The following is an 18,950-nucleotide window of genomic DNA, read 5'->3' as shown; positions in this document are numbered from 1 at the left end:
CTAGTCTATAGCTTCTATCCTTCCCTCATAATCAAATTGAAGATCTTCATGAAGTCCAGAAATTAATTTCTTTACTTTGGCCACTTGCGTATTATATAGGTTATCAAGGACTAGATTTCCGTGTTTTAGAAATCCTTTTTCTTTCATTTTCTCGCAAAAAAACAGAATCACTTCTATTTGATCCGTCTTCTCCTTACTGAGCCTCAAGAGTTTATTCATTTTTCTTCGAATCTTCTGAGCGGATTTTTTTGCATAATAGGAGTGATCATCTCGAGCATTTTGAAATTCTAATTCTAATTCTTCCTGAACCATTTGCACATAAAGTCCTTGCTGTTCTCTTCCATAGAGCTTAAAAAATAGATATGCCTTGTTGTCTCTACTAAACTTACTTAAGTCAATAATAAATTCTCTCAGCTCTTTTTCATTCAAATAGCTTAATTCTCTTTTTATCTCAGCTAGACTTGGTATTTGCATTGGAAATTTAATTTATTTGCTCAAACAGATAAATGGTTAACATCCCCCAGCCCGTTCCTGTTACCATACTGAGGATAGCGAGTAAAATGGCGTGCGGCATCAAATCCTTACGATATGCAGCTGTAACTGCTGGAGCAGTGGAGATTCCTCCCAGATTTGCCATAGAGGCAATTGGAACCCAAACTAAATTAAGCTTTAGGATTTTAGCACAAATCAACATTCCTACAAAATGGAGAATGAGCCAAATCACAACCAAAAATATAAATATCATTGGTAGGCTTAGGTTGCTAAAGTCTAGTCGTAATCCTAAGATTGCCATGACAAGTATAATACAGATTCCTCCTAATTGTAATGAAAATCTAGTATTCCAAACTTTGATAAAGTTTCCCAAAACCAGCCCTATGATTGATAAGCTCACGACCATACTCAAGAAGGAGATATTTAGAAAAAAAATAATGACTACTATCCCCGTGAAAATTAAGATTGTAATTAGTGGGAAAATTTTTCTGCCGCCCTTATTCAAAGTAACTTCAGACTGATCAGGGATAGGATCTTTGATTCCAAAAATAACATTTAATACTTCTCCTTTTTTTATAAACTGAAACATAAGGATTGTCCAGATATTGACTAGAATATTGTCTAATACCAAGACCGAAAGAAATAGGGATTCTGGAGTTTGAGCTAATTCCTTTAATATCAATTGGCTTGTACTTCCTCCGATCCATCCGCCTACTATTGGTACCAAACCTTTCCAAAATCCTTGTCCAATAAACAGGTCAGATGAACTTGGATCTACGATTGAAATAAGCAAAACCAAGATGATGGGCAAGGTTGCAATAATCGCTGACCCAATAAAAAATAATACTAAAGGACGAATACCAACTATAGCCAATTGGCGAAAAGGTAAAGCGCTCATCACGGCTAAAATTGTGACAGGTATTATCCAATTACGGCTTAGGTTATGTAAGTAAACTGAAGAAAGATCCCATCCAAAAAGATGTGTAAAACCTGCAGGAATGACATAAGCGAATAGAATAGCAGGAAACCAGTCCAGTATTTTTTCGATAATCCGATTTTTTATCTTGCTAATTCTTAGAACAAAAACGACGGTAAATAATACTATACCAAAAGCTATTAGGTCAAGATTACCCATTATTGGAAGGTTTGGGTAAGTATCCCTAAACAGGTTTGAATTCCTTCTAAATAATTTCCTATTCGAATGTTTTCGTTCGGACCATGAATATTGTTGTCAGGATTAGGAATTCGAACAGATACTGCTGGAGCTTCGAGTATATTGATAAAAGGAGCCATTGGTTGAGAACCTCCAGTTAAGCGTGTTTTTATGTATGCTTCTCCAAAAACTAAAGACATCCCTTTTTCTAGCCAATTTCCAAATTCAGACTCCATTTCTGCCCGAAACGGTTCTGATCCAATTCGGTAGTCAAAGAAAACCAATTTTGGGAAAGTCTTTCGCTCTTCATCAGTGGGTTCTCCCGAAATGATATGGAACCCTTGGTCTTTAATAAACTCTCTAACTAAGTCAATTTGTCTATCTGCTGGAGTTTCTTTTACTGTTCTCATATCGATTTCTATAGTAACCTCTGAGGGAATGATTGTACGAACCTCATCCCCTACCCAAGCGGCCCTTATTCCTCTTATATTGAGAGATGGAAACTGCATAGCTTCTTGATAACTAGTTCCAACTTTTTCGGCTTCTGCTATTCCAAGTTCATCTTGAATCTGTTCTAAACTTTCTGGAACTGCAGCCATGGCTATTAAATCTGATTCAGAAAACTTGACTCCATCATAAAACCCCGGGATTAGTACTTTTCCTGTATCATCTTTCATAGCTGAAAGTAGCCTAGATGCTGTAAAAACAGGATTGGGAGCAAAATTACCGTATTGACCGCTATGTAGATTATCTTTTGCACCAAATACCTTCAAAGTGATAGTAGCAATTCCTCTGGCTCCAAAAGCCAAATTTGGAAGATTGGAAAAATGGCGAGTACCATCCATTATTAGGATACCATCTGCCTCAAATAATTTCTTGTTTTCCGAAACGACTTTCGCAAGTTCAGGTGAACTCATTTCTTCCTGGAAATCCAAAATGAATTTAAGGTTGACTGCAGGAGTTATTTTTTTCTGTTGAAGAATATCCAAAGCAGAAAAAAAGGTCATGGTGGGACCCTTAGAATCAGAAGCCGATCTCGCAAATACCTTCCATTCCGGATTAATGGGGCCTTCTATGAAATTCCAATTAATTTCTTCCCATCCATCACCCTCTTTCATCTTCAAGGCTGGAATATAAGGGCTTTCCTGATTCCAGGCTGAGGAATCAACTGGTTGACCATCTACCTGCATGTATACAAGAATTGTTTTCTTCTTTGGATCAATTTTACCAGATGCAAAGAGATGTGGTATTTCACCTGATTTTAAGATCTGAGTTTCGAATCCTCTACTTTGAAGGGCATTTTGGCACCAACTCAAATTGGCTTCTATATCTGCTGTTACTTTTCCGTTGTTTGGGATGCTTAAATATTCCCGAAAAGATAAAAGAGACGTCCTAAGTTCCTTCTTAGAATCAGCAATGATTTCTTCCTTCGATAGCTGTGCAAACGTGTTTTGAATAGCTAAGAATAAAATGATTGAAATAAGTGAAAAGTGTTTTGTCTTCATCATTGTATTTGGTCAAAAGGAAGTTAGCATTATTTTAAAAAATCAATTCCATGCTCATCGAAAAGAAGTTTATTTATTGCCCCTAAATTTATTCAAAGTTCAGAGATTGTAAATCTCTTGAATAATAAGAAGTGTATTAATATGTAAAAATCATTTGATTTTAATTGAATCCTCTCATTCATCACTAAATCTTTTGAATAAGATAACTTGTAGCTTAACTTAATCCGAAATAAATCCAATAACCCATTAATTTCCTATGAAAGAATTTCAGGCCATAATTAAAGCTTACGATCACTACCTAAATTCAGGAAAAAAAATTGCATTAGCTACGGTAGTCCATGTGGATGGTTCTGCTTATAGAAGACCAGGTGCCAGAATGTTGGTTTCTGAAGATGGGGAATTAACAGGTGCAATCAGCGGTGGATGTTTGGAAGGCGATGCTTTGCGAAAAGCCCAGTCTGTTATTTTCCAACAAAAGTCCATGCTTGTGACTTACGACACAACAGATGAAGATGATCAGAAATTTGGTGTTGGCTTAGGTTGTAATGGAATTATTCATGTTTTAATTGAGCCTATCGATTTTGAAGATTCTCTTAATTCTGTTAATCTCTTGAAAGCTGCTCTTTCAGATCGGAATATTGGAACATTAATTACCTTATTTTCTATCAAAAATTCCAAGTCTGAACAAATAGGAACTGTACTTCTATCCAAAAATGGAAGTTTGAAAGGTTATCCAGAGAGAGTGAACCCTGGTCTTTTAAAATCGATTTCGGATCAAACGACTGATGAATCTCATTTAGAAAATGTAATAAAGAGTTATACGGAATTTGATTCGATTCAGGTCTTTTATGAAAAAATAAAACCAACGACCAGACTATTACTTTTTGGTGCTGGTAATGATACGATTCCATTAGTTCAAATTGCTGATATTTTAGGTTTTGAAGTGACCTTAATTGATGGGAGAGCCAATCATGCTACTAAAGCTAGGTTTCCAAAAGCACGGAAGATTGTGATTGGCACAGCTGATAAGGTTGTAGGAAAACTTGAAATAGATTCTCAGACTGTAGCACTTTTGATGACCCATAATTTTGAATATGAATGTGTTGTCTTGGAACAACTTATTTCAAAGTCTCTTCCTTACATCGGAATTCTGGGCCCTAAAAAGAAATCCGAGAAGATGATTGATAGATTAGAAAACAAGGGAACAGTCAAAGTAAATCAGGAATCAATTTATTCTCCAATGGGATTGGATATTGGTGCGGAGGGATCGGAAGAAATTGCTTTGTCGGTATTGTCTGAAATAAAAGCAGTATTAGCAAAAAAAGAAGGTACCTTTCTACGAAATAAGACAGGCCCAATACATTAAAGAGAATTATGAAAACTGGAATTATTATTCTTGCTGCAGGAGAATCTTCAAGATTAGGTTATCCAAAACAAATCGCCAGGTATAAGGATAAAACCTTACTTCAATATGCAATTGATGCAGCAAATGGTTCAAAAGCAGATAAAAGAGTTTTGGTACTTGGTGCCTATAAAGACGAAATAAAAAAAACATTTCCAGGGGCCAGTATCCCGAATATACCAAACCCAAATTGGGAAAAAGGGATGGCAAGTACGCTTATAAAAGGACTCGAATATCTTCAGAAAATCAATCCTGTGGATCAAGTTATCATCATGCTTTGTGATCAGCCATTTGTGGATTCCAAACTTCTGAATAAGCTAATTGCAATACAAAAAAAGACTGGAAAAGGTATTGTAGCATGTGAATATGCAAAAACCTTTGGAGTCCCGATTCTATTTGGAAGCGCCTATTTCCATGAATTGAAGACGCTGACAGGAGATGAAGGGGCCAAAAAGATTGCTCAAGCGCATAATGATGATATGGAATTGGTATCCTTTCCTAAAGGAAAAACAGATGTAGATACAGAAGCAGATTTAAGGGATTTAAACCTTTGATGTTTTGATTCTAATTCAATTGCCTCTCAATTCCTTTACTACTTTTATTACCCAGGCAACTGTTTCCAAGATGTCTTTACCAGATGTGCTTTTTCCTAAGGAAAAGCGAATGGACGCTCGACCTAAATCAGAATCTAAACCCATAGCATGAAGTACATGAGATGGTTTTGGAGAGATGCTAGTACATGCCGAACCAGAGCTCACTGCTACTTTTTGACATACTTTCCGAAGTAGCTCCTCCCCTTCCACTCCTTCAAATGCTATATTGGACACGTGTGAAAGCCTTCCTTTTTGACTTCCATTCAATCTAGTGTTTGGGATTTCCAGTAATAAAAATTCCAATTGATCTCTTAACGATTTTAGGCGATCTGATTCAGATTTCATTACTTCCATCCGAAGTTGTGCAGCCTTACCAATCCCTACTATACCAGGAACGTTCAAAGTCCCACTTCTGAAACCTTTTTCATGCCCACCTCCCGAGATTTGTCCCAGTGGTTTTGGGAGTTTATGATTATGACGGATATATAAGGCCCCAATCCCTTTTGGGCCATAAAATTTATGAGCTGAAATAGCCATCAGATGAATCCCGGAAACTGATAATGGTATCTTGCCTGCTGCTTGTACAGCATCTGTAAAAAAAATTATTTCCTTTACTTCTGCAATTTTTGAGATTTCTTCTACTGGATGAATGATACCAGTTTCATTGTTTGCCAACATCAAAGCAATCATTTTTGTTTCCGGAAGAATTGCGGACTTAAGGGTTTCAAGATTTAGTTTTCCTTCTCTATCAACCGGAAGGTAAGTAACTGATGCTCCCTTTTTTTCCAGGTCAGCAAAGCAATCCAAAACTGCTTTATGCTCAGTTTGAGCTGTAATATAATGCTGCTTCTCACCTTGGTAAACCTCATAAGTCCCCTTTATAGCTAAATTGATTGCTTCTGTTGCACCTGAGGTGAAAATGATTTCTTTGGACTTAGCTCCAATTAAATTGGCTATTTGTTCCCTAGATTTCTCAACAGCCTCTTCTGCTATCCAGCCATATGGATGACTTTTGCTAGCAGCATTTCCAAAATGTTGACTGAACCAAGGTAGCATTTCTTCTAATACTTCTGGTGCGCAAGGAGTTGTCGCGTTATAATCCAAATAAATCGGGTAATTCATACAATCAAAATAGAGGTTTCAACTGAAGTAAAAAAGGCTTTATTTACAAGGAACTAATTTTAAGGTATTTAGTCTTTTTAGGAATATAAAATTCAAACAGTTTTAGGATGCAGGAAAAATGGACTTTTAAATTTGAAGAGGAAAATCTTGAAGAAGTTTTAAAAAATGAAGAGAAGGACTTGGGTATTTTCCTTTCTTATTATTTCAAACGAGAAGGCGCAATAGCGGAAAAAGTGAGTTTAAAAGGTCAGACTAACTATGAAACAGATTTTTCTGGAAGTTTAATCTTAGAATTTGATTTGATCCATTTCAATGCTTGCCTAGCTATCCATGAGCAAAAGCGTGAAGAAATGAAAGTTGATTTTATGATTGATAAAAGAAAGAAGCAATTGATATTAATTGGACCTAACTGGCCTGAAAGAGGAGTTGATGAGATATAAAAAAAAGTGTCAATTTAAATTGACACTTTTTTTGAAAAAGCAATTGACCTTTTACCCTCTTCGAATTTCGAGGTTGATATCCTGAAACTCTTTTTGTTCAATAAATGGTTGAGACCTCAATCTGCGTTGAGTTGCTTTAAAGATAGCATTGGCTACAGCTCCTCCAGTTGGTGGTAAAGCAGGTTCACCTAATCCTGTTGGATCATAACCACTAGCCACATAGTGTACGTCTACTTGAGGCACTTCCTTCATTCGGATCAATCGATATTTATCAAAGTTGGTTTGTGTAGGAAGGCCGTTTTCGAAAGTCAAGTTTCCGTACATGGCATGTCCCATTCCATCCACGATTCCACCTCTTACTTGATGATTAGCACCAGTTGGGTTTATGACCATACCACAGTCCGTTGCCGCAGTGATTTTTTTCAAAACTGGAGCTCCGTTTTCAATTTCAATGTCAGCCACTTGAGCGACATAAGTTCTATGAGAAAAGTAAACAGAAAACCCTTGGCTTACATTTGGGTTTTTACCCCAGTTTGATTTTTCAGCCACAGTTTTAATCACTCCGATCATTCTGTCAGCATTATAACTTAATTCTCCTCCAACAGGATTTGCTTTAGCTTTTTCCAAAAGGTCTAATCTGAATTGAACCGGATCTTTTTTAGCTACTAAAGCTACTTCATCCAAAAAGGATTGCTCAGCATAAGCCAAGAAGTTGGTAATTGGAGCTCTCCAGGCATTGGTGGTAATACTGGATTCATGATTTACACTTTCTATTAAAACGTTGTCCACAGCTCCGGAAGGAAAATTATTTTGACGTGTACTATTACCGGTGTTTATTCCAGCACCTTTTAATTTGTACCCTACCATATCTCCTTTTGCATCCAAAGCAGCTTCGAATCTGTATCTAACAGCAGGCCTGTAAGCCCCTCCGGTGATATCATCTTCCCTACTCCAGGTTACTTTAACTGGAGCATTAATAGCTTTTGAAACTTTTACTGCTTCTTCTACAAAATCCGCTCTTAGCCTTCTACCAAAACCACCTCCTAAACGGGTGATTTCTACAGTTATATTTTCTTTTGGAATGCCAAGAATTTGTGCAGCGGTAGATGCAGCGCGGTCAGGCGTTTGTGTTGGACCAATTAACTCTGCTGAATTTTCCTTTACATGAGCAAAGAAATTCATCGGCTCCATAGGAGAATGGGACAAGAATGGACATTGATATTCTGCAGTTACTACTTGAGCTGCATTCTTAAATGCCATTTCAACATTCCCATCTCTTCTTCTTTCGTCTGCTTTCCAAGAATCCAGCATTTCACGGAATAACCTATCGTGGTCACTTGAACTTTCGACCAATCCATCCGCCTCATATTCCACCTTCAACAGCTTTTTAGCCTTCATCAAAGGCCAAGTTGAATCCCCGATTATAGCTACGTTGTTATCAAATGTAAATACATCAGTAACACCCTTTACATTTCTGGCTCCCGCATCATTCACTGATTTGATTTTCATTCCGAATGGAGGGCGCTGAATCATGGCATGCTTCATACCTTCTCGATAGAAGTCGAGCCCAAAAAGTGGCTTCCCGGTAAAAATTGCAGCATTATCTACATTTTTTACTGGTGTGCCTATAATTTTAAAATCTTTAGGGTCTTTTAATTTAATATCTTCGGGAGCTTCCATCATAGAAGCTGCTGTAGCCATATCACCATAGCTTGCTTCTTTTCCACTCCCTTTGTGATAAATCATCCCTTCAGAAGTAGTGATTTCTGAAGATGGAACTACCCACTCCTTTGCTGCAGCAGCAATCAAAAGATATCTGGCAGTAGCTCCCGCTTTTCTGAGTCTTCCCCATGAATGCGGCATGGCTCCTGAACCACCCGTTAATTGTCTATCATACTTTTCAGTATCCAGATTAGCCTGAAGTACCCTTACCTTATTCCAATCTGCATCTAGCTCCTCTGCTACTACCATTGGAAAAGAAGTCTTGATATTTTGTCCTAATTCAGGATTAGGAGAATAAATTACGATATCTCCACTAGGAGCTATAGAGAGGTAAGCGTTAAAATTCTTTGCTTGAGACAGAACTTGTTCATTGCTTAAAACCTCCATTTTAGGAGATTCGCAACCAAGCCAATTAAAGCCTATAAATAGACCTCCAGCTGTGGTTCCTGCAATCTTGAGAAAATCTCTTCTATTTGTTTTTGTTCGTGTAGCCATAGTTTTTAGATTTTAGCGGCCTTAGCGACAGCTTCTCTGATTTTATGATAAGTTCCACATCGACAGAGGTTTCTGTTCATTGCATTTTCAATTTCTTCCATACTAGGCGATGGGTTTTTCTTTAAAAATGCTGCTGCATTCATAATTTGACCTGACTGACAATACCCACATTGAGCTACATCTATTTCTTCCCACGCTTTTTGCACGGGATGATCACCCTCTTCTGAGAGTCCCTCAATAGTAGTTATTTCATCAGAACCTACACTCGAAATTGGCATGGTACATGAAAAAATAGCAGCCCCATTCAAATGAACAGTACATGCTCCGCATTGTGCGATACCACATGAATATTTTGTACCCACTAAACCGAGATGATCCCGAAGGACCCATAATAATGGAGTATCTTCTTCAACATCAACGGTATGTGCTTTTCCGTTAATTTTAAGATTAAATGTTGCCATGGTTTTTATAGTTTGGACATTAAGTTAAAGAAAATCAAAAGTTAATCGAAGCCGTCTATGGAATTTACAAATTACTTCGAATTTTAAAACTGTTTTAGAAAGAACCTTGTTTGCCAATAACTTATTGACATTTTAAGATCTACTTTGATTCCTTACTCTAATTTAAAAATTATTTATGAGATGAATTTGATTCAAAAACTACCCTATGCTTAAATCCTCTTTAAAGGCAATAAGAAAATTATTCATTTTTATTCTGTTGTCAATAATTATCTTAATCATTTTAGGCTTTCTTTTCGTCAATTTAAGTCCTCAATTTGGAGCAAACCCGAGCGATGAACAAATGGCTGAATTTGAAAAACTCGAGCATTACTCAAATGGAGAATTTCACAATCTAGTGCCTACAAGTATGATGATGGATTTCAAACAAACGGCTAAGATGATTCCTGAATTTTTTAAAAATGATCCATCTAGAATTCCAGATTTCGAAATCCCAGTTGTAAAAATAGATTCCATTGATTTGACACCTGATCGTATTTCTCCTCGATTGATTTGGTTCGGTCATTCTGCCTTTTTGCTTCAGATTAATGGTAAAAACATCCTATTGGACCCCATGTTAGGAGATGTCCCTGCTCCGCATCCTTGGTTGGGAAAGAAACGCTTCAGTAAAGAACTACCTATAGAAATAGAGCAGCTTCCTGAAATTGATATGATTCTTTTTTCACATGATCATTATGACCATTTGGATTACGAATCAGTTAAGCGATTAATGAGTAAAACCAAAGCCTTTTATGTCCCTTTAGGTGTCGGAGCACATTTGGAATCTTGGGGAATTGAGCCTAATATAATCCATGAAATGGATTGGTGGGATGAAATTCAAGTGGGTGATTTAAAACTTGCTTTTGCACCTTCGCGTCATTTCTCAGGAAGGGGCTTAAACAATCGCTTCTCTACACTTTGGGGTTCTTGGATAATTCAGGGGAATACCCACAATATTTATTTTAGTGGAGATGGTGGCTACGGTCCCCATTTTAAAGAAATCGGGGAGAAATATGGGCCATTTGATTTTGCCATGATGGAGTGTGGGCAATATAATGAGCGTTGGAAAGAAATTCACATGATGCCAGAAGAAACAGCCCAGGCTGGATTAGATATTCAAGCAAAACTTATTATGCCTATTCATTGGGCTGCCTTTAGTTTGGCCATGCATTCTTGGACGGATCCAGTAGAACGAGTTCTGAAAAAAGCCAATGAATTACAAATTCCAATTATGGTACCAAAGATTGGCTCTTTCATCGAGCTGGAAGGAAAAAATCAAGAAACCGAGAAATGGTGGATAAAACCCTAATTTTTTTGATCTGATTGATTTCCAGGGAAAAAGATTAAATATCAGCTGTGTATTATTTAGAATTATCGAGTTTTTCTAGCATTTATAATGAAATGACAATTTATTCTTTACCTATTTTTCAATCAAAATTCCTAATTTGAGGTTTTAATTTTATTTTAAATCAACCTAAAAAAACCGATGTCTCAGACAATAAATGTTGCTATCGTAGGAACTGGATTTATTGGTCCAGCTCATTTAGAAGCACTTAGAAGAATCCCAAATATTCTGGTTACAGGACTTGTAGAAGTTAATCAGGAAGTAGCTGATGCTAAAGCAAAAGAGTTAGGCATTCCAAATGCATATACTTTTGAAAATATGCTAAAAGATGACAGCATACAGGTAGTTCACATCTGTACTCCTAACTTCTTGCATTTCCCACAGACCAAGGCCTGCTTACTTGCCGGTAAGCATGTCGTATGTGAAAAACCATTAGCAAACACCATTGAAGAAGCTGAGGAGTTGGTTGCATTGGCAGAAGAAAAGGGATTGGTGAATGCTGTTCATTTTAATCTTCGTTATTATCCTATGGTTCGCCAAATGAAGGTAATGCGTGAAAAAGGTGAATTGGGAGAAGTTAATTCCGTAATGGGTTCTTACCTACAGGATTGGCTTTTCTTCAAAACCGATTATAACTGGAGGCTGGAGCCTGACCAATCTGGTGGATCGAGAGCAATCGCTGATATTGGCTCTCATTTATTGGATATGACTGAGTATGTAACTGGGTTAAAAATTACTGCTGTGATGGCAGATTTCTCCACCGTTCACAAAACAAGATTAAAGCCTTTAAAAGCGATTGAGACGTTCTCAGGAAAGGCATTGGATCCTTCGGATTATAAGGAATATCCGGTAACTTCTGAAGATTATGCTACCGTTTTACTTCGTTTTGACAATGGTAGAACAGGATCTATCACGGTCAGCCAAATCAATGCGGGTAGAAAAAATCGCTTGAATATTGAGATTTCCGGTTCCAAAGCCAACTTCGAATTTAATGCTGAAAAGCCAAATGAATTATGGATTGGGAAGCGTGATGCACCGAACGCAGTAATGATGAAAGACCCTGCATTAGTAGATGAAGGCGCACGGTCTCTGGTAAGTTTCCCTGGTGGACACCAAGAAGGTTTTCCAGATACTTCCAAGCAATTGTTTAAAGAAGTTTATGCTGCGGTGAGAGAAGGCAAGCAGCCGGAATCTCCAACTTTCCCAACATTTGCAGATGGATTGAGAGAATTGATCATCGGTGAAGCGATTGTTGAAAGCAATGCAAAAGAAGCTTGGGTTAAAATTCCTTAAACAAAAGTCCAATTGTCCAGTATAAGACAAGTAATTCTAAAAAATAAACCTTAATTACCATCTCAAATTATTATCACATGAAAACAATAAATTTAAAGAAGAGTTTATTTGGTTTTGTCCTTATAGTCTTTATCGGATTTTCCGCATCTGCTCAAGAAAAACCTAGCCCTGCCAAAACAGCTGAAGGTACTGTAGGCGATGCAAAAATCACAATCAATTATAGTAGCCCAGCAGTGAAGGGAAGAGTAATATGGGGTGACTTGGTTCCTTTGGGTCAAGTATGGAGAGCTGGCGCTAATGAAGCGACAACTTTTACTACTACGAAAGACATCATGGTAGAAGGAAAAAAATTGCCTGCAGGAACTTATGGATTCTTTATTATTCCGGGTGAAACTGAGTCCACTTTAATTTTCAACAAAGTTGCTAAGCAATGGGGCGCATTTGATTACGACTCAAGTCAGGATGTATTAAGAGTTACTGTACCATCTCAGCAGACTTCAACAATGGAAGAGCGTTTGGTATATGAAGTAAAACCATCCAGTTTTGAAATTAGATGGGAATATGGAAAAGCTTCTGCTAAGCTAGGCTCATAAGACCCTAAAACTGAAAAAATGAAACCACGGGATTATTCCCGTGGTTTTTTTATTTTGATTAGTCCAAATGGCAATTTGAACTACTTATAATTGCTTTACCAATGGTCGCTTTTTTTCCTTAACTTTTTCTAAATAATTAACCAAGGCTCTTCCCATTCCTTCCCAAGAGACTTTCATTTCATCACCCTCTTCAAGCATAATTTCATTTCCAAAACTAAAGGCATCTGCTCCATAAAAATGAACATGAGCTTGAAAGGGAATTCGATGTGAATCGTATTTAAAATGATGAAATTCTAGATTTTCTAAATTATGACACATATTCTGCTGACCCGTATTGATTTTTGAACTCCAGATAGCTTGCCCTTTTCTAGATACAGACACTTCACCAGTATAGCTATCAAAATCGGCATCAACTACCAATTCCGGTCCAATCGAACAAGTTCTGATTTTTGAAGGAGCCAAATAGAGATAGTTCATTTTTTCCATCACATGGTCAGAAAACTCATTTCCGATAGTTAAACCAATCCGAAATGGATTACCCTGTTTGTCAATAATATAAACCCCGGCAATTTCCGGCTCTTCTCCCCCATCATTCCCAAAATATGGGATATAAAGCTTTTCTCCATGAGCTCTTAATACAGCTCCATTTCCCTTATAAAACCATTCCGGTTGAACGCCGATTTCTCCTGACGCAGGATTTCCTCCCTTTACACCCATCTCATACATTTTAAGGCTATCAGTAGCTTGCTCTTTCTGATCGCTATGCATCATTTGCCTGTTTAAGGCGCTATTATGATGGGTCAAACCTGTACCGGAAACCATGCAATTAAATGGGGAGTTTGGATGATCAAAGGATGGTAATAATTTCCATTCGCTGTTTCCTTGATAAATTGAATCATAGTCCAATTTTTCTTCAGAAAGACTTTTTAGGATTAAGTCACTTAACTTTTGATTAGATTCCAAAGCCCTTAATGCAAGTTCATAAATTGAACCAAATCCATTAAGAAATAGCAATTCAGGTTCCTGAACTGCAGCTATTCTTCGTCCAAATTTTGGATGGATCAATTGGACTAGTCTACAATTATTATTCATTTTAAGTTTATTTGATAGTGGGAAGCGTCTCCAATTTGTATAGATTAAAATTATAGGGACACTTACTATTGCAATAGAATTCTATTTCTAAGATAAAAAAAGAAAGCTAGTCCCAAATTCTATTTTATTGATACTTGCCTAGCTCCAACCTATTTCCTTAAAGGGAGGCTTAGATTTCAGAAATTTGATCTGTCCATTAGGATTGGACATATGTTTACAGGAATGAAACCATCGTCAAAACCTGTTGATAGGAGTTTCATGTGAGGTCATCAAGTGGGCTTCAGCTAAGAGTCAATTATTATCATTTTCTTTCAATCCTGCCTGTGTATCTTTTCTTACTTCATCAATTATAGACGAGTACTAAGTTATCTCAGGACCTTTTATATTCTTGGTTTCAAGCAAATCCAAACTTCTTGCTGGTTCCCATAATTTATGTTGTTCTTCATTTAATTTCCTTTCCTCAAGAATACATACCTGATGGAATTTTTCACTTGAAATGATACGAAAGGTCAAGGCATCGATTTTATTGGATTTCTCATCAAACTGATAGTCCAGTTCTTCCATTGTAAAATTCTTAATTGAAATTTTTACTTGATTACTCATATCCTCTAGCATGCACACCATAGTTCCAATTAAAGGTGAAAATCCTTGTTTTGGACCAATAATATAAACCCTTAATCAATCCAAGTTGCTCCGCTATTTGGCGTGAAAAAAAATCCTGACAAGGTCATGGCTGAAGTTGTGACATATGTTTTTGGTTTAAATGAGCTTCTTGAAGTTTCTTTCATATTATCGTTCTTAAAAAATCAATTTTTGGTGGGGTTATAGAATAGCCAAAATTTATATGTTGCATTTCAATTTATAAAAAGTATATGATTCTCTGGCTGAAAAAAAATCGAGGACTCTGACAATTTTGACTAAAAGTTGATTAGTTGAAACAATTTCTATCCAAAAAGATTTTGGCTTATTTTACTTACAGAAAAGTTTATTGAATTCCCTCAATTAATGTTCGAGAGCTTAATTTTTTACTTATTTAAGTCCAATGGTAAGGCATCAAGGGCATTTTAATGCCCTTGATGCCTTCTTATAGATAATTATTCTATATCAAAAACCACCTTGTGTAATTGTCCTTCTGTGAAGATAAATTTTCCTTTATCGGCATATTCTTCATTGACAGGCATGCCTTCATCTCTTCCGATATCAAAAGTCTCGTGACCTGTGAAGGCCGCATAGACTGTGGCAATTATATCCATTTCACCCACTTTTTGGTCATTGATAAAGAATTCCACTAAGGAAGGCCCATTCAGCCGGGCTTCTTTCATGGTATGCTTCAGAGTGATTTTTACCTCTCCCTCCGGAATTGGCACATTTCCTTGGAAGTCATGCCAATAAAGGCCAAGGGTGGAATAACTGTAACGCAGTTTACCATCTTTGATAAATAGCACCTGTCCACCGAGTCTTTCCCCCACAGCATAAATTACGCCTTCCGTTGTTTTATCAGCGGTGATGTAGGCATTGATTTCATAGTTGGTGGATTTGATCTCTGGACCGGCAAGTTCAGGTACGCGATAAACATTTGGTGTTAGCTCCCAGTGCTTTTTAGCCGCCCTCTGTGGGTTTGATTCGGGTTGGAGTGATCTTCCCATGGAACCACCAACCGGAAAGACGTCATATTTTTCAGCCTCCTGCCAAAACAATTCTTCCAGTTCCTTCACCTTCTCAGGATACTTATCTGCAAGATTAACTGATTGAATTGGGTCTTCGTCGATATTATACAACTCCCATTGTGTGTTCAGTGGGTCAAAATTAGCCAAAGCCGAAGGGTCAACTGACCATGGAACACGATAAGGTTTTCCGCTAAGGGTCCATCCCTCATGATATATCCCCATGAATCCGGTCATTTCAAAATATTGGGTGGGGTGATTGGTTTTAGCTTCCGGGTCATCCCATGCATAGGTGAGTGACTTTCCTGGATACTCCACTTTTTTCTGACCATTTACATAATCCGGTTCAGGCACACCAGTCACTTCTAAAATGGTAGGAACAAGATCTGTGACATTCTGAAATTGTGTTCGCCATTCTCCTTTGGCTTTTATAGCTTTTGGGTAGCGAATGGCAGTTGCAGACATTGTTCCACCAAAATGAGAAGCAATTTGTTTCGTCCATTGATAAGGTGTTGAACCTGCGTAAGACCAACCAACAGAATAGTGATTGGCTAAATGTGGTCCTCCCCAGGCATCCATTCCTCCAAACTCTTCAAGCTTCTCTAATTGTTGTTCCATAGTCAACGGAGGAAAGCCATTCTGAAAAAGTAACTCAGAAAAAGTGCCTGTAGGGGTTCCCTCTGCAGTATTTCCATTGTCAGCAGTCAGATAGATGACTAAGGTGTTGTCTAGCTCACCTAGCTCCTCCAGGTGTTCGATTACACGCCCTGCATGATAATCAACATGCTCCATAAAGGCGGCATTGACCTCCATTTGTCGGGATAAATATTTCTTTCCTTCTTCACTGAAAGAATCCCAGGTTGGAATATTTTCAGGCCAATCCACCAACTTTGCATTTTCAGGAACCAGCCCCAATTTCTTTTGACGCTCCAGAAGTTGCTCGCGATATACATGCCACCCCTCGTCAAACTGGCCTTTATATTTGTCTCGCCACTCTTTAGGCACCTGAATAGGCGCATGAACTGCACCTGGAGTGTAGTACATAAAAAAAGGATCATCCCTCAGACCTTTCCAGTTGTCCAGCCATTTGATAGCCTGATCAGCCATGCCATGTGAAAGATGGAAAGTAGAACCGTCAGCATTGGTTTTTGGAGTTTCAATAGCTGTTGTATTTTCATATAGGAGCGGATGAAATTGATTGGTTTCTCCACCCAAGAAACCCCAGAAATAGTCAAATCCCCAGATACCTGTTGGCCAACTTTCATAAGGTCCGGCAGGTGAAGCCTCTTCCATGGGCGTATTGTGCCATTTTCCAAAAGCTGCGGTCGCATAGCCATTATCGCTTAGAATTTTTGCGATAGAAGGGGTGGTGTAATCAATTTGTGAGTTGTAACCAGGATAACCTGTTGCAAATTCAGAGATAATACCTGTTCCTATTTGATGAATATTATATCCAGTTAATAATGAAGCCCGAGTTGGTGAACATACTGCTGCCACTGAAAAATGTGTATATCTAATACCCTCATCACCAATACGGTCGAAAGTTGGAGTCTGCATTACTCCCCCAAAAGAACTGGCATTGGAAAATCCTGCATCGTCCAGCATAATGATCAAAACATTGGGAGCTCCTTCAGGTGCTTTCGGCTGACCAATAAAATATGGTTCTGAGTCTTCCAGAGTTTTTCCCTGTATCCCTTTCCATTCTGCTTTTGGATAAGGTATGGCGTTTGTACCTCCTTTTTCGGATTCATTTTCTGGATTCGATGTACATCCTGCAAGAAGGGCAAAGCAGATACAAAAAATAGGGATTTTCGTTTTCATATATAAAATCTGTTTTGGTGCATTATTATTCCTAAAAGCCTAAAATGATTTATGGCATGATTTCGTTTGCAACTGAATATAAACAATTCCTAAGTTACTTTCCACCATTGATTATTTTGAACAAAGACATAGACATAAAATTTACCTCCTGCTCAGTTTCAGAATCCAAGTTCTAAACCTTAATAATTGTAGATTAAAAATAGGACACTATCGGACTAATCTATAGACAGACCTGTACAGATACCCTAGACTAGAAATCAATATTTCTGAGATGGTTTAAATGGAGGTGAAAAGCCTGGAACGAGTAAGGAAAGAAATCTCATTTAAGATATCTTCTGCATGAGATTGTATGGCTGCAGCTGAAAGATCCTGAGGATCCAGTCGGGAATACCAAGACTCCACCAGAGTTAAAAAAAGGTGGTTTAGGTTTTTTCTGGGAAGGTTTAAATCTAAGTATTCATCAAACAAATCTAATAAAAAAGCTTCTGCGCTTGATTCATAAGTGGTTAGAAAAATAAGGTTGTATTTTGGGATATGACGGTTTCGGAAGAGCTGATGATTAAATTTTAAAGGTATGGGGTACTGTGCCAATAAATTATAGAGATCGGGAATTAGATTTTTGCAGTTTTGTTTTCCTGATAGATTATACTCTTTAACGATCTCTAAGTGGCGAGTCAGCAACTCATCTACAAAAAAATCTATCTCAGCAAAATAATGATAAAATGAAGATCGGGCAGCACCGATTTCCCTAGCCATATGATTGATACTTAATCCCGTAGGGCCATTTTTCGCAAAATCGTTGTACCCCTGTTCCAGCCACTGTTCCTTCATTTTAATCTTATTAATCTTCTAAATAATTTTATTATCTATTCGATATTTATTTTTCTAATGATCTCCTAGGTGAGCATTTTCCGTGGGGCGGTAGTTTGTTATTAATTTTCCGTTAATCCCAAATAATTATCAATATGTGTTAATAGAAACTCTGTCCGTAACAATGATTCACTTTTATTTTGAATAGCCACTTCCCTTAAATGTCTCCTGTTGGTAATCATATTTATATATGTCTTATCATTTAAAAGCGCTTCATAATCAACTGGTTTTAAAGTGTTTCCAATCATTCGAAAATGGGTATGCCAAATTGGAAGAACTGAAGATGACCAAAACTGATTTTCTAATCTTACAGTCTCACTTATCAAATTGGAGTATGTCTCATCATATAAACCTACGATTTCTTTTCGTAGTGAATCAGATTGAATAAGTTCAAACCCTTTGGATTTTATAGCTTCAAATGCGGAAGAAGAAATTACTATGTCATATGCTCTAAAAGCTTGTCGGAAATAAGTGTCTAATGAATCATGATAGGGTTTTCTATTGTCAATGTGTTCAACTACTAAATTTATTGATTTGATGGAACTATGTTCTTTGAGTATTTCATCTTGGAGTCGATTTTGGTTGAAATTTAGATTTTCTTTTAATTCAATTAGTAGTTTATTCTCAACTTTTCTATCCTTATTATTCTCATTCCAATTGTTAACTTGTAATGCTAGTAGAATCCCAATCATAACAAGGAAGATCTCTCCAATAGTATAAATCAGATATCGTTTCAGATTTCCTTTATCAATTAATTTTCTTCTTATTGTTCGAAAGAATTTTAACATCTATTCTTCATTTGTTTTGCTAATGTCAACCAACATGAGCATTTGTGGTAGTGGAGATGAATA

The 18,950-nt window shown here is 37.3% G+C and carries 17 protein-coding genes; 6 read left to right on the top strand and 11 right to left on the bottom strand.

The genetic code is table 11. The features are described 5' to 3' along the window. From AAGF08_RS08105 to AAGF08_RS08095, 3 genes are read right to left on the bottom strand one after another with little or no spacing between them, the layout of a single operon-like run. Positions 1–474 (bottom strand): hypothetical protein, encoded by a 474-nt coding sequence (locus AAGF08_RS08105; protein WP_343510651.1) that lies wholly within the window; start codon positions 472–474, stop codon positions 1–3. Positions 475–481: 7 nt separating this feature from the next. After that, positions 482–1,627, bottom strand: a complete 1,146-nt coding sequence (locus AAGF08_RS08100) for a DUF819 family protein (RefSeq protein ID WP_343510650.1) — start codon at positions 1,625–1,627, stop codon at positions 482–484. Further along, complete coding sequence (locus AAGF08_RS08095; protein WP_343510649.1) at positions 1,627–3,153, bottom strand: M20/M25/M40 family metallo-hydrolase; 1,527 nt, start codon at positions 3,151–3,153, stop codon at positions 1,627–1,629. Before AAGF08_RS08095 ends, AAGF08_RS08100 begins: the two co-directional genes overlap by 1 nt. A 253-nt stretch (positions 3,154–3,406) precedes the next feature. On the opposite strand from AAGF08_RS08095, the gene AAGF08_RS08090 reads away from it, so the two are divergent. Together AAGF08_RS08090 and AAGF08_RS08085 are read left to right on the top strand one after the other, a co-directional pair. After that, on the top strand, positions 3,407–4,516 hold the full coding sequence (locus AAGF08_RS08090) for an XdhC/CoxI family protein (RefSeq protein WP_343510648.1): 1,110 nt from the start codon (positions 3,407–3,409) through the stop codon (positions 4,514–4,516). 8 nt (positions 4,517–4,524) lie between these two features. Next, positions 4,525–5,106 carry a nucleotidyltransferase family protein gene (locus AAGF08_RS08085; protein ID WP_343510647.1) on the top strand — a complete coding sequence of 194 codons (582 nt, stop codon included), beginning with the start codon at positions 4,525–4,527 and terminating at the stop codon, positions 5,104–5,106. A gap of 15 nt (positions 5,107–5,121) precedes the next feature. Here the strand turns inward: AAGF08_RS08085 and AAGF08_RS08080 are convergent, their stop codons facing one another. After that, on the bottom strand, positions 5,122–6,267 hold the full coding sequence (locus AAGF08_RS08080) for a cysteine desulfurase family protein (RefSeq protein WP_343510646.1): 1,146 nt from the start codon (positions 6,265–6,267) through the stop codon (positions 5,122–5,124). 107 nt (positions 6,268–6,374) lie between these two features. Between AAGF08_RS08080 and AAGF08_RS08075 the strand changes: the two genes are divergently transcribed. Next, a complete protein-coding gene (locus AAGF08_RS08075; RefSeq protein WP_343510645.1) occupies positions 6,375–6,707 on the top strand; it encodes a hypothetical protein in 333 nt (110 codons plus the stop codon). A gap of 51 nt (positions 6,708–6,758) precedes the next feature. Here AAGF08_RS08075 and AAGF08_RS08070 read toward each other — a convergent pair whose 3' ends face one another. Both AAGF08_RS08070 and AAGF08_RS08065 read right to left on the bottom strand, forming a co-directional pair. Then, positions 6,759–8,924: a molybdopterin cofactor-binding domain-containing protein gene (locus tag AAGF08_RS08070; protein ID WP_343510644.1), complete on the bottom strand. Its 2,166-nt coding sequence runs from the start codon at positions 8,922–8,924 to the stop codon at positions 6,759–6,761. A gap of 5 nt (positions 8,925–8,929) precedes the next feature. Continuing rightward, entirely contained in the window at positions 8,930–9,385 is a 456-nt protein-coding gene (locus tag AAGF08_RS08065) for a (2Fe-2S)-binding protein (protein ID WP_343510643.1), read from the bottom strand. 205 nt (positions 9,386–9,590) lie between these two features. On the opposite strand from AAGF08_RS08065, the gene AAGF08_RS08060 reads away from it, so the two are divergent. The 3 genes from AAGF08_RS08060 (at position 9,591) to AAGF08_RS08050 (ending at position 12,652) form a co-directional block, all read left to right on the top strand. Further along, entirely contained in the window at positions 9,591–10,730 is a 1,140-nt protein-coding gene (locus tag AAGF08_RS08060; RefSeq protein ID WP_343510642.1) for an MBL fold metallo-hydrolase, read from the top strand. Between the two features lie 177 nt (positions 10,731–10,907). Then, a complete protein-coding gene (locus AAGF08_RS08055) occupies positions 10,908–12,059 on the top strand; it encodes a Gfo/Idh/MocA family oxidoreductase (protein WP_343510641.1) in 1,152 nt (383 codons plus the stop codon). Positions 12,060–12,136: 77 nt separating this feature from the next. Further along, positions 12,137–12,652 (top strand): DUF2911 domain-containing protein, encoded by a 516-nt coding sequence (locus AAGF08_RS08050; RefSeq protein WP_343510640.1) that lies wholly within the window; start codon positions 12,137–12,139, stop codon positions 12,650–12,652. An 84-nt stretch (positions 12,653–12,736) separates the two neighbouring features. Here the strand turns inward: AAGF08_RS08050 and araD1 are convergent, their stop codons facing one another. The 5 genes from araD1 to AAGF08_RS08025 all read right to left on the bottom strand — a co-directional run bounded on the left by araD1 (position 12,737) and on the right by AAGF08_RS08025 (position 18,887). Then, on the bottom strand, positions 12,737–13,744 hold the full coding sequence (araD1, locus tag AAGF08_RS08045) for an AraD1 family protein (protein WP_343510639.1): 1,008 nt from the start codon (positions 13,742–13,744) through the stop codon (positions 12,737–12,739). Between the two features lie 360 nt (positions 13,745–14,104). Further along, positions 14,105–14,347 (bottom strand): hypothetical protein, encoded by a 243-nt coding sequence (locus AAGF08_RS08040; RefSeq protein ID WP_343510638.1) that lies wholly within the window; start codon positions 14,345–14,347, stop codon positions 14,105–14,107. A gap of 491 nt (positions 14,348–14,838) precedes the next feature. Continuing rightward, positions 14,839–17,229, bottom strand: a complete 2,391-nt coding sequence (locus AAGF08_RS08035) for an arylsulfatase (protein ID WP_343510637.1) — start codon at positions 17,227–17,229, stop codon at positions 14,839–14,841. Between the two features lie 276 nt (positions 17,230–17,505). After that, positions 17,506–18,060 carry a TetR/AcrR family transcriptional regulator gene (locus AAGF08_RS08030; RefSeq protein ID WP_343510636.1) on the bottom strand — a complete coding sequence of 185 codons (555 nt, stop codon included), beginning with the start codon at positions 18,058–18,060 and terminating at the stop codon, positions 17,506–17,508. 101 nt (positions 18,061–18,161) lie between these two features. Continuing rightward, complete coding sequence (locus tag AAGF08_RS08025; protein WP_343510635.1) at positions 18,162–18,887, bottom strand: DUF6090 family protein; 726 nt, start codon at positions 18,885–18,887, stop codon at positions 18,162–18,164. Positions 18,888–18,950: the final 63 nt, after the last annotated feature.

This window comes from Algoriphagus sp. SE2, assembly GCF_039563885.1.
Lineage (GTDB): Bacteria > Bacteroidota > Bacteroidia > Cytophagales > Cyclobacteriaceae > Algoriphagus.
The sequence above is the reverse complement of the archived record's forward strand: the minus strand, read 5'-3'. Positions and strand labels throughout refer to the sequence as shown.